This window comes from Pseudomonas orientalis, from assembly GCF_001439815.1.
Taxonomy (GTDB): Bacteria; Pseudomonadota; Gammaproteobacteria; order Pseudomonadales; family Pseudomonadaceae; genus Aquipseudomonas; species Aquipseudomonas orientalis.
Map to the genome: position 1 here is coordinate 413,164 of NZ_JYLM01000003.1, position 20,688 is coordinate 433,851.

19 protein-coding genes are annotated in these 20,688 nt (G+C 60.1%); 10 read left to right on the forward strand and 9 right to left on the reverse strand.

Annotation, left to right across the window (positions count from 1 at the left end; all coding sequences use genetic code 11):
- Nucleotide 1: 1 nt before the first annotated feature.
- The gene (locus tag TU82_RS10070) at nt 2-475 is read left to right on the forward strand and encodes a peroxiredoxin (protein ID WP_057723054.1); all 474 of its coding nucleotides are present in this window, start codon (nt 2-4) and stop codon (nt 473-475) included.
- 19 nt (nt 476-494) lie between these two features.
- Here the strand turns inward: TU82_RS10070 and TU82_RS10075 are convergent, their stop codons facing one another.
- Complete coding sequence (locus TU82_RS10075) at nt 495-731, reverse strand: sulfurtransferase TusA family protein (RefSeq protein WP_057723055.1); 237 nt, start codon at nt 729-731, stop codon at nt 495-497.
- 95 nt (nt 732-826) lie between these two features.
- Here TU82_RS10075 and TU82_RS10080 point away from each other — a divergent pair, with 95 nt between their 5' ends.
- A complete protein-coding gene (locus tag TU82_RS10080) occupies nt 827-2,260 on the forward strand; it encodes a M48 family metalloprotease (RefSeq protein WP_057723056.1) in 1,434 nt (477 codons plus the stop codon).
- A gap of 64 nt (nt 2,261-2,324) precedes the next feature.
- Here TU82_RS10080 and TU82_RS10085 read toward each other — a convergent pair whose 3' ends face one another.
- The 4 genes from TU82_RS10085 to rpoE form a co-directional block, all read right to left on the reverse strand.
- The gene (locus TU82_RS10085; protein ID WP_057723057.1) at nt 2,325-3,764 is read right to left on the reverse strand and encodes a DegQ family serine endoprotease; all 1,440 of its coding nucleotides are present in this window, start codon (nt 3,762-3,764) and stop codon (nt 2,325-2,327) included.
- A gap of 233 nt (nt 3,765-3,997) precedes the next feature.
- A complete protein-coding gene (locus tag TU82_RS10090; protein WP_057723058.1) occupies nt 3,998-4,957 on the reverse strand; it encodes a MucB/RseB C-terminal domain-containing protein in 960 nt (319 codons plus the stop codon).
- A gap of 16 nt (nt 4,958-4,973) precedes the next feature.
- The gene (locus tag TU82_RS10095) at nt 4,974-5,561 is read right to left on the reverse strand and encodes a sigma-E factor negative regulatory protein (protein WP_057723059.1); all 588 of its coding nucleotides are present in this window, start codon (nt 5,559-5,561) and stop codon (nt 4,974-4,976) included.
- Between the two features lie 32 nt (nt 5,562-5,593).
- Nucleotides 5,594-6,175, reverse strand: a complete 582-nt coding sequence (rpoE, locus tag TU82_RS10100) for an RNA polymerase sigma factor RpoE/AlgU (protein WP_003172477.1) — start codon at nt 6,173-6,175, stop codon at nt 5,594-5,596.
- A gap of 461 nt (nt 6,176-6,636) precedes the next feature.
- On the opposite strand from rpoE, the gene nadB reads away from it, so the two are divergent.
- Entirely contained in the window at nt 6,637-8,253 is a 1,617-nt protein-coding gene (gene nadB, locus TU82_RS10105; RefSeq protein WP_057723060.1) for an L-aspartate oxidase, read from the forward strand.
- Here nadB and TU82_RS10110 read toward each other — a convergent pair.
- Both TU82_RS10110 and TU82_RS10115 read right to left on the reverse strand, forming a co-directional pair.
- A complete protein-coding gene (locus tag TU82_RS10110) occupies nt 8,222-8,668 on the reverse strand; it encodes a protein YgfX (RefSeq protein ID WP_057723061.1) in 447 nt (148 codons plus the stop codon). The genes nadB and TU82_RS10110 overlap by 32 nt on opposite strands.
- The gene (locus TU82_RS10115; protein WP_057723062.1) at nt 8,652-8,906 is read right to left on the reverse strand and encodes an FAD assembly factor SdhE; all 255 of its coding nucleotides are present in this window, start codon (nt 8,904-8,906) and stop codon (nt 8,652-8,654) included. The genes TU82_RS10110 and TU82_RS10115 overlap by 17 nt, the downstream gene beginning before the upstream one ends.
- A gap of 140 nt (nt 8,907-9,046) precedes the next feature.
- On the opposite strand from TU82_RS10115, the gene ygfZ reads away from it, so the two are divergent.
- Together ygfZ and TU82_RS10125 are read left to right on the forward strand one after the other, a co-directional pair.
- The gene (gene ygfZ, locus TU82_RS10120) at nt 9,047-9,988 is read left to right on the forward strand and encodes a CAF17-like 4Fe-4S cluster assembly/insertion protein YgfZ (protein WP_057723063.1); all 942 of its coding nucleotides are present in this window, start codon (nt 9,047-9,049) and stop codon (nt 9,986-9,988) included.
- A 37-nt stretch (nt 9,989-10,025) separates the two neighbouring features.
- Nucleotides 10,026-10,847 (forward strand): HDOD domain-containing protein, encoded by an 822-nt coding sequence (locus TU82_RS10125; protein WP_057723064.1) that lies wholly within the window; start codon nt 10,026-10,028, stop codon nt 10,845-10,847.
- On the opposite strand, the gene TU82_RS10130 is transcribed toward TU82_RS10125, so the two are convergent.
- Both TU82_RS10130 and TU82_RS10135 read right to left on the reverse strand, forming a co-directional pair.
- A complete protein-coding gene (locus TU82_RS10130; RefSeq protein ID WP_057723065.1) occupies nt 10,841-12,232 on the reverse strand; it encodes a sensor histidine kinase in 1,392 nt (463 codons plus the stop codon). The genes TU82_RS10125 and TU82_RS10130 overlap by 7 nt on opposite strands.
- Nucleotides 12,225-12,896, reverse strand: a complete 672-nt coding sequence (locus TU82_RS10135) for a response regulator (protein ID WP_057723066.1) — start codon at nt 12,894-12,896, stop codon at nt 12,225-12,227. Before TU82_RS10135 ends, TU82_RS10130 begins: the two co-directional genes overlap by 8 nt.
- Before the next feature lie 230 nt (nt 12,897-13,126).
- On the opposite strand from TU82_RS10135, the gene TU82_RS10140 reads away from it, so the two are divergent.
- The 5 genes from TU82_RS10140 (at nt 13,127) to TU82_RS10160 (ending at nt 20,577) form a co-directional block, all read left to right on the forward strand.
- Nucleotides 13,127-14,110: a Bug family tripartite tricarboxylate transporter substrate binding protein gene (locus TU82_RS10140; protein ID WP_057723067.1), complete on the forward strand. Its 984-nt coding sequence runs from the start codon at nt 13,127-13,129 to the stop codon at nt 14,108-14,110.
- A gap of 148 nt (nt 14,111-14,258) precedes the next feature.
- Nucleotides 14,259-14,717, forward strand: coding sequence for a tripartite tricarboxylate transporter TctB family protein (locus TU82_RS10145; RefSeq protein ID WP_057723068.1), 459 nt, complete (start codon nt 14,259-14,261; stop codon nt 14,715-14,717).
- A 1-nt stretch (nt 14,718) separates the two neighbouring features.
- On the forward strand, nt 14,719-16,233 hold the full coding sequence (locus TU82_RS10150; RefSeq protein ID WP_057723069.1) for a tripartite tricarboxylate transporter permease: 1,515 nt from the start codon (nt 14,719-14,721) through the stop codon (nt 16,231-16,233).
- Nucleotides 16,226-17,254 (forward strand): AbrB family transcriptional regulator, encoded by a 1,029-nt coding sequence (locus tag TU82_RS10155; protein ID WP_057723070.1) that lies wholly within the window; start codon nt 16,226-16,228, stop codon nt 17,252-17,254. Before TU82_RS10150 ends, TU82_RS10155 begins: the two co-directional genes overlap by 8 nt.
- A 167-nt stretch (nt 17,255-17,421) precedes the next feature.
- Nucleotides 17,422-20,577, forward strand: coding sequence for a hypothetical protein (locus TU82_RS10160; protein WP_057723071.1), 3,156 nt, complete (start codon nt 17,422-17,424; stop codon nt 20,575-20,577).
- Nucleotides 20,578-20,688: the final 111 nt, after the last annotated feature.

Here is a 20,688-nt window from a genome sequence, read left to right on the forward strand (position 1 = left end):
CATGCCGGTAGCCATCGACACACCCGTAGCCGATTTCGAAGCCCAGGCCACCAGTGGCCAGACTTTCAGCCTTGCGGCCCTCAAGGGCAAGCAGGTGGTGATCTATTTCTATCCCAAGGACAGCACGCCGGGCTGCACCACCCAGGGCCAAGGTTTTCGGGATCAACATGAAGCGTTCAAGGTCGCCAACACTGAGGTGTTTGGCGTGTCGCGTGACAGCATGAAGTCTCACGAGAACTTCAAGGCCAAGCAGCAATTCCCCTTCGAGCTGATCAGCGACAAGGACGAGGCGGTGTGCCAGCTGTTTGATGTGATCAAACTCAAGAAGCTCTACGGCAAGGAATACCTGGGCGTGGATCGCAGCACTTTTTTGATCGACAGCGAAGGTGTGCTGCGTCAGGAATGGCGCGGCGTGAAGGTGCCGGGACATGTGGACGCGGTTCTAGCGGCCGCGCAGGCGCTGAACAAGGCCTGATTTTGCGTTTACAAGGCCATCAGGCTTTGCGCAACCAGTAACGATACACACCAGCAACCTCTTCTTCCTGGACCAGCGTGTGGCCCGCCAGCCTGGCAAAGGTGCGGAAATCCCGCTGGGAACCGGCGTCAGTGGCGGTAACCTTGAGCACAGCACCGCTGGCCAGTTGGTTGAGTTCCAGTTTGGCCTTGAGCAAGGGCAGCGGGCAGTTGAGGCCGCTGGCATCAAGTTCGGCGTCAAAGGCAGCGTCGGTCATGGTGTTACTCCAGGCAAACATTTGAGGGGCTTAGAATATCTGGTCCCAAGCTCAGTGTCCGGCTACAGTAAGCTCTTTGTCGAAAGGCTTTGTGCATGACTTTTTTGCGCCCTACCCTGCTGACGCTGGCCTGCCTGCTGGCCTCCCCGGCCTTCGCTGATGAGCTGCCGTCACTTGGCGACGCCAGTTCTGCCATTGTCTCGCCGCAACAGGAATATCAACTGGGCCGCGCATGGCTGGCCTATCTGCGTGGCCAGGTCTCGCAGCTCAATGATCCACAGCTCAAGGATTACGTCGAAACCAGCGTGTACAAGCTGGTGGAGACCAGTCAGGTCAACGACCGACGCCTGGAATTCATCCTGATCAACAGCCCGCAGCTCAACGCCTTCGCCGCGCCCGGCGGGATCGTCGGGGTCAATGGCGGCCTGTTTCTCAATGCCCAGACCGAAGGTGAATACGCATCGGTGCTGGCCCACGAATTGGCGCACTTGTCCCAACGCCACTTTGCCCGAGGTGTGGAAGCGCAATCGCGCATGCAGATTCCGATGATGGCTGCCTTGCTCGGCGGTATCATTGCCGCCGCAGCCGGCGCCGGCGATGCGGGTATTGCCGCGATTGCCGGTTCCCAGGCCGCTGCGATTCAGGAGCAGCGTCGATTCTCCCGGCAGAATGAACAGGAAGCCGACCGCATCGGCATCGTCAACCTGGAAAAAGCCGGCTACGACCCGCGCTCCATGCCCACCATGTTCGAGCGCCTGATGCGCCAGTACCGCTTCGACGCCAAGCCACCGGAATTCCTGCTGACGCACCCGGTGACCGAATCGCGGATCGCCGACACCCGCAACCGCGCGGAACAAGCCAAGCCTGGCGGCAAGGAAGACAGCCTGCGCTATCAGCTGATTCGCGCGCGGGTGCAATTGAAGTATGAAGACACACCGGGCCTCGCCGCCAAGCGCTTCCAGGCGCAGCTGGACGAGAACCCGAAAAACGATGTGGCGCGTTATGGCCTGGCCATCGCCCAGATCAAGGGCACCCAGCTCAAGGAAGCACGGGAAAGCCTCGCGCCGCTGCTGGCCAAGGCGCCCAACGACATTACCTACAATCTGGCGCAGATCGAACTGGACATCACCAGCAATCGCATGCCGGACGCACAACAACGTACCGACCGCATGCTGACCCAGTACCCCAGCAACTATCCGCTGAACCAGGTACGCGTCGATTTGCTGCTCAAGCAGAACCGTACCGCCGATGCGGAAAAAGCCCTGGATGGCTTGCTCAAGTCGCGCCCGGATGATCCGGACGTGTGGTACCAGGTCGCCGAAACGCGCGGTTTGTCGGGCAATATCATCGGCCTGCATCAGGCACGTGCTGAATACTTCGCCTTGGTGGGCGATTTCCAGCAAGCCATCCAGCAACTGGACTTTGCCAAGCGCCGCGCCGGCAACAACTTTCCGTTATCGTCGCGAATCGATGCACGCCAGCGTGAGCTGATCGAACAGGAACGCCTGGTGAAAGGGATGATGAGCTAAACCCATCGCCCACAAAAAAGCCCCGCCATCATTCAATGGCGGGGCTTTTTATTGGGCTGGAAGGTTACTCGGCCAGCTTGAAGGTGATGAAGCTGGCACGCCCCTGACGCAACACGCGCATCGACACCGAACGATTCTTCGGCAACGCCTTGGCGATGTCGGCGAATTCCTTGGTGGTGTCGATCGCCTGGTTGTTCAGGTGAGTGATCACATCGCCCGGCTGCAGGCCGATCAAGGCGGCCGGGCCGTCCTGGACTTCCTTGATCACGACACCGCTCTTGAGGTCGAAGGTCTTTTTCTGCTCAGGCGTCAGCTCAACCACGGCAATGCCCAAGCGATTGCTGCTGCGCTCGGCGCCTGGCTTGGCGTTACCCAGGGCATCCAGGGTCGCCCCCTCTTCCGGGATTGCGCCGACGGTGAGTTCGACATTCTGGCGCTTGCCATCGCGAATCACTTCCAGCTTGGCTTTGCTGCCCGCTTTTAGCGCACCTACCAGATGCGGCAAGTCGGCCGACATGATGATCGGCTGGCCGTTCATGCTCAGGATCACGTCGCCGACCTGCAGGCCACCTTTGGCAGCCGGGCCGTCGTCCTGGATTTGCGCGACCAGCGCACCCGCCGGTTTGTCGAGACCGAAGGATTCTGCGAGGTCCTTGTTCACTTCCTGGATCACCACGCCCAACCAACCGCGGCTCACTTTGCCACCGGCCTTCAGCTGATTGGAGACGTCCATGGCCACATCAATCGGTATCGCGAAGGACACCCCCATAAAACCACCGGAACGGGTGTAGATCTGCGAGTTGATCCCTACCACTTCGCCCGCCAGATTGAACAGCGGACCACCGGAGTTGCCCGGGTTGATCGGCACGTCGGTCTGGATGAACGGCACGTAGTTTTCGTTTGGCAGGCTGCGGCCGATGGCACTGACGATGCCCTGGGTGACGGTATGGTCAAAACCGAACGGCGAACCGATCGCCACTACCCACTGGCCCGCTTTCAGGTCCTGGGATTTGCCCAGTTTAAGCACCGGCAAGTCCTTGCCTTCGATTTTCAGCAAGGCCACGTCGGAACGCGGGTCGGTGCCGACCAGCTTGGCTTTCAACTCACTGCGATCGGCCAGGCGCACGAGGATCTCGTCAGCATCGGCAATCACGTGGTTGTTGGTCAGAATGTAGCCGTCAGGCGAAATGATGAAACCCGAGCCCAGGGACTGCGCTTCACGCTGACCACCGCCACCACCGCGCGGGGTGCGTGGTTGCGGCATGCCGCGCTCGAAGAATTCGCGCAGCATCGGCGGCAGGCCTTCCAGGTCGGGCATCTGCTGGTTCGATACTTTGCGATCCGGCAGTTTCTGCGTGGTACTGATATTCACCACCGCAGGCGAGGCCTGCTCTACCAGTTGGGTAAAGTCAGGCAGCTCGACCGCTTGCGCGGGCACGGCCTGACCCAGCACCAGCACCGTGGCGACTATGGATAGGTAAGACTTCAAACGTGGTATCGACATACAGCTCCCGTTACGACGAGCAGGGTTGAGCGACAGGGTTCAAAAAACGCCGAAAACCGCGACCGACATTTTTTGTACCGCGAACAAACAAGGCCAGGGCCGAGAAGCCCTGACCTATAAAAAACATATAGATTTTTTGCAAGTGAAAATGCTGATCCAGACATTTCATCGTCTCTGCAGGCACCTGGCATGGGCGCAGAGTGAAAGCTCAGGATGAACACTCGATTAACAGCTCACGGTTTGGCTGCGGTCTTTTCACCGCGAACCGACAATGCGATGCGCTCGGCGGTGCCAATCGGGATTTCCCCTACAACCGTCACCATTATCTCGCCGTCCACCGTATTCAGATGGCGGGACACCGCAACCGTAGGCCCAAGCTGAGTGCGGGTCTCAGTTACGCTCGCACCGTCGGTAGATTCCAGAAATACCGAAAAGCGTGCGAGCCCATCGTCGTACATCAAGCTGTCGATGGTGGACTTTGTTTGGGGGTCTTTGCGAGATGTATTCCCAGTCAGCACAAAGCCAGGTGGCAGCCAATCCAGGTGCCACGCGTTGGAGGCGGGCGTTTGCGCTGCCTTGCTTCGAGCAGGCGCAACAGGCGTGCATTCGCTGCCGGGCTGCAAATCACGATCAGTGGGGGCGGCGGACGTATTCAGTCGAACAAACTGAAAGCGCTCCAACAGTTGCCCCTGCTCACTGAGCAGCAACGACTTGAGGGGTAATGCAGTGGCACGATCCAGGTGCAGCTCAAACCCATAGCGGTAATGGTCACGCGGGGTGATGGACACAACCACCGCATTACGACCGGCCACGCGAGATTTGCCGATCACGGCCAGTTCATAGAATTGATTGAGTTTTTGCGGGTCCAGCGAACGTGACGCAGCGTCACGAGAATTCCCCAGGCCGGCCACAAGTGTGCCGCTGACGCACTGGGCATGGCCGTCCACCCGTACGACTTCCTGGGCAGAACCATCGAGCTGCAATAGCCGCTCCCGGACCTGACCGTTCTGGACGAGATGCCAGATGTCGTGGGTGGAAAAACTGCCGTTACGCTCATAGATGAACGTACCTTGAAAGCTTTGCTGCTGCTCTGCACGCCCAAGTCGAGTCAGCCAGTCTTGGGCGTCATCGGCATGGGCGGGTAGTGCAAACCAACTACTGAGCAAAAGCGTAAGGAGCGGTATGGCGCGCATAGGGCTCCTTAACGGTTCAGCGGTTTTCCAGGCTTGCTGCGCGAGCGTATGGCAGGGCACTTTCAGCATTCTTGCCAGCCGCTTCCTGCGCATGTTGGCGCAGGTAGCCGGGTAGACGCTGATCCTGCCAGCCGGATTGCCCCTGAAGCACACCGTTGGCCATAGGGCCGGCGGTATCAGAGCTTTCCTTGTAGCCAGCCAGTACCGCCGGGCCTTTGACTTGCGGACCGGCCATGACCGGTTGCTGAGTCTGCTGGGCCAGTTCGGCACCGGCGATTTCGTCCTGGTTGTACAGACGAACACCGGCCAGTACGGCGACGGTCACCGAAGCAGCGACTGCCAGACGACCCAGGCTACGCCATGGACCACGAGCAGCTTTTGCCGGAACGGCTTCATCGGCCAACGCGGCAGAAACGGCCGCAGCAATATCCAGACGAGGGATTAGAAGATCCTTGTGCATCACCGCCCGAGCGACTTGGTAACGAGACCAGGTATCACGGGTTTGGGCATCATCAAATGCATTGAGCACTCGACGAAGTTCCAGTTCATCCGCTTCGTTATCCATCACTGCGGACAGCGATTCCTGCAGGGCATCACGACTCATGGCGGTTCCTCTCTTGGCTGTCGCCGCTGTCTTTAGTTTTCCTGCAACAACGGTTGCAAGGCTTTGTCGATGGCTTCCCGGGCCCGGAAAATCCGTGACCTTACAGTCCCCACCGGACATTGCATGACGCTCGCAATGTCTTCGTAACTCAGACCATCGAATTCACGTAAAGTTAACGCCGTACGCAAATCTTCTGGCAGTTGCTGAATCGTTCGATGAACGGTTCCTTCAATCTCGTCGCGCAGCAAGGCACGCTCCGGCGACTCGAGATCTTTGAGGCCGTGATCACCATCATAGAATTCAGCATCTTCTGAACTGACATCACTGTCTGGTGGGCGGCGACCGCGAGACACCAGATAGTTCTTCGCCGTGTTGATGGCGATGCGGTACAGCCACGTATAGAACGCACTGTCACCGCGGAAATTGCCCAGTGCACGGTATGCCTTGATAAAGGCTTCCTGTGCAACGTCCTGCGCTTCATGGGTGTCGTGCACAAACCGCACGATCAACCCGAGAATTTTGTGCTGATATTTCAGCACCAACAGATCAAATGCGCGCTTGTCGCCGCGTTGTACGCGCTCGACCAGCTGCTGATCCTCTTCCTGGGTTAGCATGAACACTCCTCGTTGTACTTGAAGGAGGCTTGCATAACTAAACGATCAGGCTTGTAAACATAGACTCGGGCTTTTCGCAAAAGTTCTCCCCCTTCAAGCAAGTTTCCGGCACGCACTGATTTGGCACACACGAAAAACGCAGCTCAGGCAACGCCGGCTGCGCGAATAATCTTGTCGTCGGTCTTCTGACGCGTCCAATGCTCCCGACGGGCCAATAAACTCAACGTTTTCCCAGCTTTCGGGCAACCTGCTATTGAGTCGGGGCTTATGCAAAAAGTTCCCGCTCGTTGACTGGCTGTGTAACCGAAGCTGTGCACCGTAATCTCACAATGCCACGAATGCCTGGCTATTGTGCCGCTCCACCCCTCTATATACTAGTGGCCCGTGTGCCCCTTTGATTCGCCGATCCAGGCGTCCTGCTTGCGCCTCCTCTCCGGATCGCTTTTTGCGGAATCCATTCAATGAGCCAACAGTTTCAACACGATGTCCTGGTGATCGGCAGCGGCGCCGCCGGCTTGAGCCTGGCGCTGACCCTCCCCGGCCACCTGCGCATAGCCGTACTGAGCAAAGGTGACCTGGCCAACGGCTCGACATTCTGGGCCCAAGGCGGCGTCGCGGCCGTGCTGGACGACACCGACACCGTCCAATCCCATGTCGAAGACACCCTCAATGCCGGCGGCGGCCTGTGCAATGAAGACGCTGTGCGCTTTACGGTCGAGCACAGCCGGGAAGCCATCCAATGGTTGATCGACCAGGGCGTACCCTTCACGCGCGATGAGCATGCAGGCAACGACGATGGCGGCTTCGAGTTCCACCTGACCCGCGAAGGCGGCCACAGCCACCGCCGCATCATCCACGCCGCCGACGCCACAGGTGCCGCCATCTTCAAGACGCTGCTCGATCAGGCCCGCCAACGCCCCAATATCGAACTGCTGGAGCAGCGCGTCGCCGTCGACCTGATCACCGAAAAACGCCTGGGCCTTGCCGGCGAGCGCTGCCTCGGCGCCTACGTGCTGAACCGCGCCAGCGGCGAAGTCGACACCTACGGCGCACGCTTCACCATCCTTGCCTCGGGTGGCGCCGCCAAGGTCTACCTCTATACCAGCAACCCCGACGGGGCCTGCGGCGACGGCATCGCCATGGCCTGGCGCTCGGGCTGCCGAGTGGCGAACCTGGAATTCAACCAGTTCCACCCCACGTGCCTGTATCACCCCCAGGCCAAGAGTTTCCTGATCACCGAGGCCTTGCGCGGCGAAGGAGCGCACTTGAAGCTGCCCAACGGCGAACGCTTCATGCAGCGCTTCGACCCACGCGCCGAATTGGCGCCGCGCGATATTGTCGCCCGCGCCATTGACCATGAAATGAAGCGCCTGGGTATCGACTGCGTCTACCTGGACATCAGCCACAAACCGGAAGCCTTCATCAAGGCGCACTTCCCCACCGTCTATGAACGTTGCCTGACCTTCAACATCGACATCACCCAAGGCCCGATCCCGGTGGTGCCTGCCGCGCATTACACCTGCGGCGGCGTGATGGTCGACCAGCACGGCCGCACCGACGTGCCAGGCCTGTACGCCATCGGGGAAACCAGCTTCACCGGCCTGCACGGCGCCAACCGCATGGCCAGCAACTCGCTGCTCGAATGCTTCGTGTACGCGCGTTCGGCGGCGGCGGACATCCTTGAGCAACTGCCGCGCATCCCGGTACCGGCCGCCCTGCCTCGCTGGGATGCCAGCCAGGTGACGGATTCGGACGAAGACGTGATCATCGCGCACAACTGGGACGAGTTGCGGCGGTTCATGTGGGACTACGTGGGGATCGTGCGCACCAACAAGCGCTTGCAGCGGGCACAGCACCGGGTGCGTTTGCTGCTGGATGAAATCGACGAGTTCTACAGCAACTATAAAGTCAGCCGCGACCTGATCGAACTGCGCAACCTGGCTCAAGTCGCCGAGCTGATGATTCGCTCGGCCATGGAGCGCAAGGAAAGCCGTGGCCTGCATTACACCCTGGATTATCCGCAGATGCTGCCCGAGGCCCGCGACACTATTCTGGTGCCAGCCACCTACGGCGACTGAACTTCAAGCGTACGCGCAGGCGCCGGTGCATATCGGCGGTCTGCGAGTCGCGAGGCACACAAAGGGAGCGCACCCACCGCTCACCCTGTACGCGATAGCGCAGCACCACGACCAGCGGCAGCGCCAGGCTGTCGGGCCGTAACTGCACGCTGTGCCATCCACGCCCGGCACTGAACAATTGCCAGCCGTCGTCATCGCGGCGCAGGCCACGAACCGACGAGCGATGAGTCAGCAGAATATGCCGCGGCAGCACCCACGCGGCATGGGCCAGGCACGCCAGCAGGCCAAGGGATGCAAAAGGCAGGTCGACAACCAGGCAGGCGCCCAGCGCGAACAGCTGGGCGAACAGATAAGCCGCCAGCAACAGCCGTGAGGCCTGCCAGCGGCATTCAAAACGGTTACTTGGGCTGGACACGGTCCAGGATCATCCGAACCATGCGCTGCAATTCCGGATCTTGCGATTCGGCGCGCTCCATGAACCAGCCGAACATGTCCTGGTCTTCGCATTCCAGCAGTCGGACGTAAAGGTCGCGATCTACCTGATTGAGCGTTGCATAGACTTCCTTGGTGAACGGCACCAGCAACACGTCCAATTCCAGCATGCCGCGGCGGCTGTGCCAGTAGAGGCGATTGATTTCTACATCTTCGACCATGGAACGCTCCTCAAATAGAGCGCAAGTATACAGGCACGGCGTCAGCGGAACAGTCGGCTTTGGTCGCGCCCCATGGAAACTATGCATTTGCCGGGCGCCCCTCTATGATGCACCCATGACTTTTTGACCTGCGATGACCCATGGCCGACTCTGCTTTTTTCTGCCCCCTGACACACGAAGGCGTTCTTGCCGTCCGCGGCGCTGACGCTGCCAAGTTCCTGCAGGGCCAATTGACCTGCAACCTTAATTACCTGAGTGACACCCAGGCCAGCCTGGGCGCGCGCTGCACGCAAAAAGGCCGCATGCAGTCCAGTTTTCGCATCCTGTTACAAGGTGACGGCGTGCTTCTGGCCATGGCCAGCGAGCTGCTCGAGCCGCAACTGGCGGACCTGAAGAAATACGCGGTGTTCTCCAAATCCAAACTGACCGATGAAAGCGCCGCCTGGGTGCGTTTCGGCCTGGCCAATGCCGATCAGGCTTTATCCGCCCTTGGCCTGGCCTTACCGGTCGAGACCGACAGCGTCGTGCGCACCGACGCACTGATCGCCATCCGTGTATCGCCGGGCCGCGCTGAACTCTGGGCGCCCGCCGAACACGCCGAGCGCCTGCGCGGCCAATTGGCACAAACCCTGCCGCAAGCCGAGCTGAATGAATGGCTGCTGGGCCAGATCCGCGCCGGCATCGGCCAGGTGATGCCGCAAACCCGCGAACTGTTCATCCCGCAGATGCTCAATCTGCAAGCCGTAGGCGGGGTCAGCTTCAAGAAAGGCTGCTACACCGGCCAGGAAATCGTCGCGCGCATGCAGTACCTGGGCAAACTCAAGCGCCGTCTGTACCGCCTGAGCCTGGTTACGGCCCAATTGCCCGAGCCAGGCACCGCACTGTTTGCCCCCAGCCATAACAGTTCGATCGGCGAAGTGGTCATCGCGGCAAACGCTGACCAGTCAATTGAACTTCTCGCTGTGCTGCAAGCCGAAGCTGCCGACAATGGCGACGTACGCTTAGGCAGCCTGGAAGGCCCGGGCCTGCAGTTGCTTGACCTGCCCTATGCGCTGGATCGCGATCGCGAGATCCAGCGTTGATCGCCGCACTTTTTTTGCAACACCCTAGAGAGCATGAATGAACGAGCTGGCGGAAAAAGTCCAACAGGCTTTGGTGAAGGCCATCGACAACGATGACCTGGTTCTGCCGACATTACCGGAGGTGGCCCTGAAGATTCGCCAGGCCGCCGAAGACCCGGAGATCAGCATCAGCCACTTGAGCAAGGTGATCGGTCGCGATACGGCGCTATCGGCGCGCCTGATCAAAGTGGTCAACAGCCCGCTGCTAAGGGCGACTCAGGAAGTCACCGACCTGCACACCGCCATCACGCGGCTTGGCACCAACTACAGCAGCAACCTGGCCATCGGCCTGGTCATGGAGCAGATCTTTCACGCCCGCTCCGAGGTGGTCGAACAGAAAATGCGCGATGTGTGGCGCCGCAGCCTGGAGGTCGCGGGGGTCAGCTATGCCTTGTGTCGCCGGCACAGCCACCTCAAGCCGGACCAGGCAGCCCTGGGCGGGCTGGTGCACCAGATTGGCGTGCTACCGATCCTCACCTACGCCGAAGACCATTACGAGCTGCTGTCCGACCCGGTCAGCCTTAACCACGTAATCGACAGCATCCACCCGATACTGGGCGACAAGTTACTCAGTGGCTGGGATTTCCCGGAAATGCTGGCAAAATTGCCGGGCCAGTACCTGAACCTGGAACGCGACTGCGGCGAGCTCGATTACATCGACCTGGTGCAGATCGCCGTGCTGTTCTGTCACCACAACACCGAACATCCCTTGGGTAAAATCGACATGGCGGGCGTGCCGTCGATGAAAAAACTGCGGGTCGACCCCTGCAGCGAGAAACTGCAGCTTGAGCTTGAGGAAGCGCGTTCGATGTTCTATTGATCGCCGGCGATAAAGCTCACTCGCACTTTCAAGCCCGCCGACGCGCCATCATGCAGGCTGATCTGCGCCAGATGCGCACGGCAGATCTCCCCGACAATCGCCAGCCCCAGGCCCGACCCCATACCCTGCTGGCTGCGCCGATAGAACCGCTCGAACACCCGGTCCCGCTCTTCGAGTGGGATACCCGGGCCATCGTCTTCGACCTCCAGCACCGCCGGCGCCGTCACCCGTAGAATCACGTTGCCACCCGGTGGCGTGTGAGCCAGTGCGTTATCCACCAGGTTACTCAGCAACTCGTTGAGCAGCGTCGGTTCGCCGCGCAGCCACACCGGTTCGTCCGCCTCCAGCGCCAGGGCCACGCCGCGCGCATGGGCCAGCGGCGCCATGGCCATGCCCAGCTCCCGGGCCAGTTGACTGAGGTCGAGCAGTTGCGCGCCGCCTTCGGCAATGGCCCTGGCACCGTTTTCGATGCGCGCCAGGGACAGCAACTGATTGGCCAGGTGAGTGAGACGGTCGGTGCCCTTGGCCGCGGTTTCCAGGGTGCTGCGCCACGTGGCCGGCTCTTCGGCGCGCAGGCCCAGTTCCAGGCGGGCCTTGAGCGCGGCCAGCGGCGTGCGCAACTCGTGGGCGGCGTCGGCAATGAACTGGGCCTGGCGTTCGAACTGGCCGCGCAGGCGCTCGGTGAAATGATTGAGTGAACGCACCAGCGGGCCGAACTCATCCTGCACCTCCACCAGCGGCAAGGGCCGCAGATCGTCGGGCTGGCGCTCCTCCACCGCCGTGCGCAGGCGCTCCAGCGGGCGCAGCGCCGCGCTCACGGCAAACCACACCAGCAACAGTGCACCAATGGCAAGCATGCCCAGACGCAACAAAGTGTCGGCCATCAAACTGCGCGCCATGGATACACGGGCTTCGTCGGTTTCCGCCACACGTACCTCCGCCATGCCGTTCATGTTCGGCTCGGAGACCGCCTTGAGCAGGCTCACCACACGCACGGGCTGGCCCTGATACACGGCGTCGTAGAACCGCGCCAAGGCCGGGTAATCGTCAGTGCGCGGGGTGCCGGGCGGTGGACCGGGCAGGTTTTCGTAACCCGATATGAGCTTCTGGTGGATGTCGTTGACCTGGTAATAAATACGCCCGGCACTGTCGTAGGCAAAGGTGTCCAGGGCCACATAGGGCACGTTGGCGCTGAGCGTGCCGTCCACCTGGGTCAAGCCGGCGGCAATGGTGCGCGCCGAAGCCAGCAGCGTGCGGTCGTAGGCGGTGTCGGCGGCTTCGCGACCATTCCAGTAGGCGCTCATGCCACTGGCGAGCATCAGCAGTACCAGCAACAGCGCCAGGTTCCACAGCAGGCGCCAGCGCAGGCTGCTGGGCTTATGCATCGCGGGCTTCCAGCAGATAGCCGAGGCCACGGAAGGTGACAATGGCGATGGGCTGGCCGTCGAGTTTCTTGCGCAGGCGGTGCACGTAGATTTCGATGGCGTCCGGGCTGGCTTCTTCGTCGAGACCGAACACCTGGGAGGCCAGTTGCTCCTTGCTCATCACTCGACCAGGCCGGGCAATGAGCGCCTCGAGCACGGCTTGCTCACGGGAGGTCAGCGTCATCAATTCGCCACCGACCGTAAAACGCCGCGTGTCGAGGTCGTAAACCAGCACGCCGCACGCCTGCTGGCGCTCGCCGCCCAACACGCTGCGCCGTAGCAGCGCCTTGACCCGTGCCTCCAGCTCGGTCAGTTCAAACGGTTTGGCCAGGTAATCGTCGGCGCCCAGGTTCAAGCCATGCACACGGTCCTTCACATCGCTGCGGGCCGTCAGCATCAACACCGGCACGTTTTTTCCACGGGCGCGCAGGCGTGCCAGCACTTCGAAACCATCCATGCGCGGCAGCCCCACATCAAGAATCACGGCCGCGTATTCCTCGCTGCTCAAGGCCAGGTCCGCGGCCACCCCATCATGCAGCACGTCGACGGTCAACCCCGTGCTCTTGAGCGCTTGGGCGACACTTTCGGCGAGTTGCAAATGGTCTTCAACCAGGAGGACGCGCATGGATTTCTACCTTATTCGGGGTGGTCGGCGCCACGCTTTGCGAGGCAGTTTACAGGCGCCGACTGGCCTGTGAAGCCCGAAAACAGTGAAAGGTAGTTGAAAGGCTGCTGAAAGCTTCGCCGTTTAGCATCGGGCGACGGCAGGTTACGCCTGCCAGGCTATTGAGCGATAGCACCCGAAAAACGCCTCGAAGCGTTTTCGCCAAATAAGAACAATAAATGGAGACACACATGACGTTCCCCCTACGTAAGCTCGCCCTCGCCGCCGGCTGCATGCTGTTCGCCGGCCACCTGCTGGCCACCGACGAACCCAAGCGCCCCGAATGCATCGCCCCGGCCTCCCCTGGTGGCGGTTTCGATTTGACCTGCAAACTGGCGCAAAGCGCATTGGTCAACCAGAAACTGTTGAGCAAGCCGATGCGCGTGACCTACATGCCGGGCGGCGTGGGCGCGGTGGCCTACAACGCCGTGGTCGCCCAGCGCCCTGCGGATGCGGGCACCCTGGTGGCCTGGTCCAGCGGTTCGTTGCTGAACCTGGCCCAGGGCAAGTTCGGTCGTTTCGATGAAAGCGCCGTGCGCTGGCTCGCCGCAGTAGGCACCAGTTACGGTGCCATCGCGGTGAAAAGTGATTCGCCCTACAAGACCCTCGACGATCTCGTAAAAGCCTTGAAGAAAGATCCAGGCAGCGTGGTGATCGGTTCCGGCGGCACGGTCGGCAGCCAGGACTGGATGCAAACCGCCCTGATCGCCAAGGCGGCCGGGATCAACCCGCGCGAGCTGCGTTACGTCGCGCTGGAAGGCGGCGGCGAAATCGCTACCGCGTTGCTCGGCGGTCACATTCAGGTAGGCAGTACCGACATCTCCGACTCCATGCCACACATCCTCAGCGGCGACATGCGCCTGCTGGCGGTGTTCTCCGAAAAGCGCCTGGACGAGCCGGAAATGAAAGACATCCCGACCGCCAAGGAGCAAGGCTACGACATCGTCTGGCCGGTGGTGCGCGGTTTCTACCTCGGGCCAAAAGTCAGCGATGCCGATTACGCCTGGTGGAAAGACGCCTTCGACAAGCTGCTGGCCTCCGACGAGTTCGCCAAGCTGCGCGATCAGCGCGAGCTGTTCCCGTTCGCCATGACCGGCCCGGAGCTGGACACCTATGTGAAGAAACAGGTGGCTGACTACAAAGTGCTGGCCAAAGAGTTCGGCCTGATCCAGTAAACGCACCCTCTTTTGTGTAATGCCCCTGTAGGAGCGAGCTTGCTCGCGAAGAACCCAAGGACATCCACGTGCGTCCAGACAGCACGCGTTATCGTTGACGTTTTTCGCGAGCAAGCTCGCTCCTACAAGAGGGGCCTTGGAGTTTTCTATGCTCTTACAACGCATTTTTGCCGCCGTGCTGTTGCTGGCCTGCGCCGGCCTCGCCCTGATGGCCTGGCCGTATCAGGCAGCCTTTTCCTACGAGCCGGTCGGGCCACGCGCCTTCCCGCTGCTGATGCTCGGGCTGATGAGCCTGGCGCTGGTCTATATGCTGATTCGCCCGCAAGCGACCCAACACACCGAAGAAGAACCGGCGCTGGACCGCGACACCCTGGTCAAGATCGGCGTGTGCGTCGCGCTGTTGATCGTGTTCGCCGCCACCTTCGAACCCCTGGGTTTCATCCTCAGCAGCCTGCTGATCGGCATCCCTATGGCACGCCTGTATGGCGGCCGCTGGCTGCCCAGCGTGGTGATCGTCGGCCTGATGGCCATTGGTCTATATCTGCTGTTCGATAAAGTCATGGATGTGCCGCTGCCCCTTGGCCTGCTCGACGTTCTGGAGAACTGACATGGATACTTTCGGCTATTTGGGCCAGGGCTTCGGCGTTGCACTGTCCCCTTACAACCTGATCACCGCGTTGTGCGGCACCTTGATCGGCACCGTGGTCGGCCTGTTGCCGGGCCTGGGGCCGATCAACGGCGTGGCGCTGTTGATCCCCATCGCCTTCGCCCTCGGCCTGCCACCGGAGTCGGCGTTGATCCTGCTGGCCGCCGTGTACCTGGGCTGCGAATACGGCGGCCGTATCAGCTCGATCCTGCTCAATATTCCGGGCGAAGCCTCCACCGTGATGACTACCCTGGACGGCTACCCGATGGCCCGCAAAGGCCTGGCCGGCGTGGCGCTGTCGTTGTCGGCCTGGAGTTCGTTCATCGGTGCCTTTATCGCCACCTGCGGCATGGTGCTGTTCGCCCCGCTGCTGGCCAAATGGGCGATTGCCTTCGGCCCGGCGGAATATTTCGTGCTGATGGTGTTTGCGATTGTGTGCCTGGGCGGCATGGCCGGTGACAAGCCGCTGAAAACCTTTGTAGCGGCGCTGATCGGCCTGTTCCTCTCGGCCGTGGGCATTGACGCCAACAGCGGCGTGTACCGCTTTACCGGCGACAACATCCACCTCACCGATGGCATTCAGTTCGTGGTGCTGGTGCTGGGCCTGTTCTCCATCAGCGAAATCCTGTTGCTGCTGGAAAAAACCCACCGCGGCCAGGAAGCGGTCAAGGCCACCGGGCGCATGATGTTCAACCTCAAGGAAGCCGGTGCGGTGTTCGTGGTCAACATCCGCTGCGGCTTGCTCGGTTTCATCATGGGCGTGTTGCCGGGTGCCGGTGCGACCCTGGCATCCGCCGTCGCCTACATGACCGAAAAACGCCTGGCCGGTGCCAGCGGCAAATTCGGCCAGGGCGACATGCGTGGCCTGGCCGCCCCGGAAACCGCGATCGGCGCCTCTGCCTGCGGCGCCCTGGTGCCGATGCTGACCCTGGGCGTGCCCGGTTCGGGCACCACGGCCGTGATGATCGGCGCCCTGTCGCTGTACAACATCACCCCAGGGCCGCTGTTGTTCCAGCAGCAACCGGATATTGTCTGGGGCCTGATCGCGTCGTTGTTCATCGCCAACATCATGCTGGTGATCCTCAACATCCCGATGATCCGTATCTTCACCCGTATTCTCGCCGTGCCGAACTGGGCACTGGTGCCGGTGATCGCCATCATCACCGCGATCGGTGTCTACGCGGTTCACGCCACCACGTTCGACCTGTTCCTGATGGTCGGGATCGGCATCTTCGGCTACATCCTGCGCAAGCTCGACTTCCCCCTATCGCCGGTATTGCTGGGCTTTATCCTCGGCGGCCTGATGGAACAGAATCTGCGCCGGGCGCTGTCGATCTCCAACGGTGCGCTGGACATCCTCTGGTCGAGCCCGATCACCTTTGGTGTCTGGGTACTGACTGCGCTGATGCTGCTGTTCCCACTGGTGCGCATCTACCGCAAACGTGCCCTGCAGCGTCGTGCCCTGGCCGATGTCTGAGGTCACCTTCAAACATTGGTGGGGAACACCGCTGGTCGGCCTGGCCGGCGGTTACCTGGCCAGCCTTGTCGGCTGGCCTCTGCCTTATATGGTCGGCTCGTTGCTGGCAATCATCCTGGTGCGCTGCCTGACACCGTGGCAGTTGGCGGAAATCCCCGGCGGGCGCAAATGCGGCCAATGGGTGGTGGGTATCGGCATCGGCCTGCACTTCACACCGGTGGTGATCGAGCAAGTGATGAGCCACTTCGGGCTGATCTTCTTCGGCGCGCTGGTCACCAGCCTGTCGAGTGCGGTCGGCGTGTGGCTGATGCGCCGCAGTGGCGAAGATCGCGCCACCGCGTTTTTTTCGAGCATGCCGGGCGGGTCCGGCGAGATGGTCAACCTCGGTGCGCGCAACGGTGCGGTGCTCAGCCGTGTTGCAGCCGGCCAGAGTTTGCGCGTGTTGCTGGTGGTGTTGTGTGTACCGGCGATTTTCAAGTATGTGTTGGGCGGCGGCACGCCGCAGTTTCATCCGGCACCGGTGAGCTGGCCTTGGTTGTTGATGCTGTTTCCGATCGGCGCGCTGGTAGCCTGGGGCTGGCAGCGCTTGCGTCAGCCGAACCCCTGGTTGTTCGGGCCATTGCTGGTGAGTGGAACAGCCAGTGTGGTGTTTGACCTGCATATCGGGCTGCCCGATGGAGGTAGCCAGATCGGCCAATGGCTGATCGGCAGCGGTTTGGGCTGTCACTTCAACCGTCAGTTTTTTCGCCGGGCGCCGTCGTTCATGGCCCGTACTTTGATCGGCACGGTCTTGACCATGGCACTGGCGACATTGGCGGCCGTGGGCCTGAGTGCACTGACGCACCTGGATCTGCGCTCGCTGACCCTGGGCATGATGCCCGGCGGCATTGCCGAGATGAGCCTTACCGCCGAAACGCTGCAGTTATCCGTTCCCCTGGTAACGGCCATGCAGGTGATGCGGCTGCTGTTCGTGCTGTTCCTGGCCGAGCCGCTCTTCCGGCACTGGAACCGCCAACCCTGACACTCCGCTGTGAGAATGGCCCGCACCTGGGCCGTTACCGTTGGTCGGTACTGTCAACTCTCACAGCTGGTTGCGCCTCTCATCGCGAGTTACACCTCTTCGCAGCTACGGCCACTCCGAAATGGCCGTAGACATCGCGTGTCTCACTGACTGAAGAGGGTATCACCATGGCTAACAATGAAGAGTCTTCACCATCCGGCCAACACCTGACCGAGCATTCAGAGCAGCAATCACTGTCCGCCCCGCCCTCTTCCACGCAGGAGGAAAGAAAAAAGACACCGTCTGCACGGCGGTCCCACATCGACACGCGTTATCTGGTCCCCCCGCCCTCCGAGGCCACCTTGAATTCGATAAAAGCTGGCGAAAGGGTGCCGCTCTCAGACCTGACACTGTACATACCAGCACGCACCTCAGGTGTGCAGGGTGTTGACGCAGGTATCAACCGCATCGCGGTCATGTCGCAGGAGGAAGGGTTGCTGATCGCCCTATTGCCCTTTCTGGAGGCGGCCGAACTGGACGATGTGGAATGTTATTGGGGAACGCTGGATAAGCCCGTTGCGCATACGATCATCCAGAAGCAACACCTTGACGGCCACCAATTGATAGTCCTGTTCGTACCACAGTCGGTGATCTCCGATGGTTTGGTTTCCGCTTACATTAAAGTGACACGTCTCGGCCAAGCCGTCGGAGAAACAAGAAAAACCTTACTTAAGGTCGATACACGCCAGCCCGGCGGGGAAAACCCGGCCAGCCCTTACCCTGTAAACCCGAACCTGCGCAAGCCGGTCATTGACCCGAAGTATCTGCAAGACGGCATCACCGGGACGGACATCAGCAATGGCAAGTGCATAGCCATCGGAATTCCTTCCTACCCCGCCGACACTTCGTTGCCCCCGCCCACTCATCGGGCAGTACGTGATGTTATTCACCTGAAAATCGGTGACTTCACCATCAAGCGCACTGTACTGCCGGAAGAGGTTGGAACCTATCAAGACATCGTCATTGAAGTGTGCCAGAGCGATTGGCAAAGCATCGGCAACGGTTCTCACGCTTGCTTGTTCAGCGTGGAAGATGAAGTTGGCAACCCTTCCGACGGTTGGTCGGAGGCCGAATACCTCCCAGTCTACCTGGACGATGAGTCAAAATACTTGTTGCCGGCTTGCCACTTCCTGGAGGCTGACGAAGACGGCAAACTCGACCTGAGCAAGGTGACCGGCCCGACAGTGACGATCCTCGTTTTGATCGAACCTCGCAACTATGCCATTAACGACGTGATCAGGGTACGCCTCAGCGGCACGGCGGCTGGGTTACCGGTGAGGAAAATCTACAGTTCAGACCCGCTGCAATCCACTACATCGCGACTGCTTAGAATTCCATGCCCGGTGATCGACCTGGAGCCTCTCACTGGCGGTCGTAGTTTCCTTCAATATGAACGAATCCGTTACAACGAGCCGAATCTAGGCTCCTTTATCACGGAAGTCTACGTGACCGGCGCCGCCTCCGGAGGCCTTCGCGCGCCCAAAGTGCGGGAGGCCGTCAACGGACAAATTCCTGATGATCTAACCCAAGTGCATGTCGACATTGAAGTTCACGGTTTCAGTTACTACGACCAAATCGAACTCCATGTGCTGGGCAAGTCCCCTGGGCACAATTACTACGACAATACGCTCGACAAAGTCGGCTCCGGTCAAGTCTCATTTGAGCTTATCCGGGGACTGGGCGTGCCTGTTGCCCTGCTCACGGGTGGCACCCTGGAAATCTGGTATTTCACGATAACTGCCGAGGGTAAGCATCGTTCTCCGATAACAACGGTTCATATTAATGCGCGATATGCCGCACTGCCCGCGCCGGAAGTCGACGAGGCTCCGCCGCCCGATTACGAGTTTGACGTAGAGACGTCCGAACGGGCCAACATTTGGGTCCGCGCCAACCCCGATATCAAAGACGGAGATACCGTCATCTTGTATGCAAGAGGTGACGCGCCTGGAGGAACCCCACCCACACAAAGATTCCCAATCGACCTCTTCTGGGAAGGCCGGGACGTGCCATTCAAGGTGGACATTGACTACATCAAACCCAATAAACAGATGGATATTTCCTACGAGCGTGTACGGCCATTCGCTGCAACGCGCCCTTCGCAAATCGTCCCCATGAAAATCATCGCCGCGCATGATCTCCCCGCGCCGTTGGTTTATAAAAGCACGCAGTTGGACGACGAAAACGCTACGATTGATCCGAAAATTGCCGACAGCACGCCAAATGTGACCGTTCAGGTGCAGTTCGCAATGTCTGAAAGGGATCTTATTAAACTCGAGTTGACAGGCAGGCCCGGTATCGCCCTGCCGACCATTGAGCCTCAATACGGCAACCCGCGCGTGGGCTATGTGCTATTTGAGTTTCCCAACTGGGTACTGGCCTACCACCTCGCCAGCGTTCTGCGTATTCAGTACCACGTGACAAACAACGGCGCCACCAGGGACTCAAGGGTGCTGAACCTTAGCGTCCTGGGCTTCGATGAGATACCGGGCGGCAATCCGCTGCCGCAGCCGATACTCAACAGCTTGAAACCTGGCTCGGTCCTGGACCTCAATACAGTCAGCACCAACTATTGCTGGGTGGATCTGGCAAGATGGCTGCTCAGCAGGAAGGACCAACCGATCTGGCTCAAATGCCACAGCACTGATGCATCAAAACCGTTAACGCTGCTTAACGGCGATCTCATCACTCAGGAGCAGGCCGAACACGGTATAGTTCGCGAGCCGGCGGAGCTCGGTTGGTTCACTGCGCTTCCCGATGGCAGCACGGTTAAGGTGACGGCCGCAGTGGGGTACACCGACAGTCCTGTTGAAGCGAACGCGACGCTCTTTCCGTCGAGTACTTACTTCATCAAAGCGCTGCGCCTCTCTGATTTCACGGATTTTGAAGTGTTCTTCTGGAATGGTTGGGCCAATTTGATCAACGGGCTTGGCGAGATCAGGAACTTCAATAACAATAATTACTGGCATGCAAGGCTCAATGGCGGTAGCCCTATCATGCCGGGCGTGATTAAAACCTTTTTTATAAAAAGTGCTAGAACCTACCGTATCAGTTTCAAAATGAAAGTTGACTTGTCTCCTTATCAACCCCAGGCGTTCGTTGAGTTTGGTAGTCAGTCAAAAAGCTTCGTCTATGTTCACGAGGGTAACTGGTACACCTACCAGCTGGACTTTGCGTTGCCGGCCGGGGCTCCGTCTCAATACTTGCCGCTGCGTATTTCCTTCAAAAGCACGCTGTCACCGGCGAATTTTTCACTGGATGATATTTTGGTGGCAGAACTTCCCTAGCTCCATCTTCAGAGATGACGCCGGTGGCGTTAGTGCGCGTAACGGTTTCGGACGTTATTCGGCACGTACTTCAACACCATCCGGCGCTCTATTCCACGTATAAAAAAGCCT

What these genes read in the sequence shown, in the direction of transcription:
- TU82_RS10070 (WP_057723054.1), top strand. Translation starts at nt 2, where the DNA reads ATGCCGGTAGCCATCGACACACCCGTAGCCGATTTCGAAGCCCAGGCC.
- TU82_RS10075 (WP_057723055.1), bottom strand. Translation starts at nt 731, where the DNA reads ATGACCGACGCTGCCTTTGACGCCGAACTTGATGCCAGCGGCCTCAAC.
- TU82_RS10080 (WP_057723056.1), top strand. Translation starts at nt 827, where the DNA reads ATGACTTTTTTGCGCCCTACCCTGCTGACGCTGGCCTGCCTGCTGGCC.
- TU82_RS10085 (WP_057723057.1), bottom strand. Translation starts at nt 3,764, where the DNA reads ATGTCGATACCACGTTTGAAGTCTTACCTATCCATAGTCGCCACGGTG.
- TU82_RS10090 (WP_057723058.1), bottom strand. Translation starts at nt 4,957, where the DNA reads ATGCGCGCCATACCGCTCCTTACGCTTTTGCTCAGTAGTTGGTTTGCA.
- TU82_RS10095 (WP_057723059.1), bottom strand. Translation starts at nt 5,561, where the DNA reads ATGAGTCGTGATGCCCTGCAGGAATCGCTGTCCGCAGTGATGGATAAC.
- rpoE (WP_003172477.1), bottom strand. Translation starts at nt 6,175, where the DNA reads ATGCTAACCCAGGAAGAGGATCAGCAGCTGGTCGAGCGCGTACAACGC.
- nadB (WP_057723060.1), top strand. Translation starts at nt 6,637, where the DNA reads ATGAGCCAACAGTTTCAACACGATGTCCTGGTGATCGGCAGCGGCGCC.
- TU82_RS10115 (WP_057723062.1), bottom strand. Translation starts at nt 8,906, where the DNA reads ATGGTCGAAGATGTAGAAATCAATCGCCTCTACTGGCACAGCCGCCGC.
- ygfZ (WP_057723063.1), top strand. Translation starts at nt 9,047, where the DNA reads ATGGCCGACTCTGCTTTTTTCTGCCCCCTGACACACGAAGGCGTTCTT.
- TU82_RS10125 (WP_057723064.1), top strand. Translation starts at nt 10,026, where the DNA reads ATGAACGAGCTGGCGGAAAAAGTCCAACAGGCTTTGGTGAAGGCCATC.
- TU82_RS10130 (WP_057723065.1), bottom strand. Translation starts at nt 12,232, where the DNA reads ATGCATAAGCCCAGCAGCCTGCGCTGGCGCCTGCTGTGGAACCTGGCG.
- TU82_RS10135 (WP_057723066.1), bottom strand. Translation starts at nt 12,896, where the DNA reads ATGCGCGTCCTCCTGGTTGAAGACCATTTGCAACTCGCCGAAAGTGTC.
- TU82_RS10140 (WP_057723067.1), top strand. Translation starts at nt 13,127, where the DNA reads ATGACGTTCCCCCTACGTAAGCTCGCCCTCGCCGCCGGCTGCATGCTG.
- TU82_RS10145 (WP_057723068.1), top strand. Translation starts at nt 14,259, where the DNA reads ATGCTCTTACAACGCATTTTTGCCGCCGTGCTGTTGCTGGCCTGCGCC.
- TU82_RS10150 (WP_057723069.1), top strand. Translation starts at nt 14,719, where the DNA reads ATGGATACTTTCGGCTATTTGGGCCAGGGCTTCGGCGTTGCACTGTCC.
- TU82_RS10155 (WP_057723070.1), top strand. Translation starts at nt 16,226, where the DNA reads ATGTCTGAGGTCACCTTCAAACATTGGTGGGGAACACCGCTGGTCGGC.
- TU82_RS10160 (WP_057723071.1), top strand. Translation starts at nt 17,422, where the DNA reads ATGGCTAACAATGAAGAGTCTTCACCATCCGGCCAACACCTGACCGAG.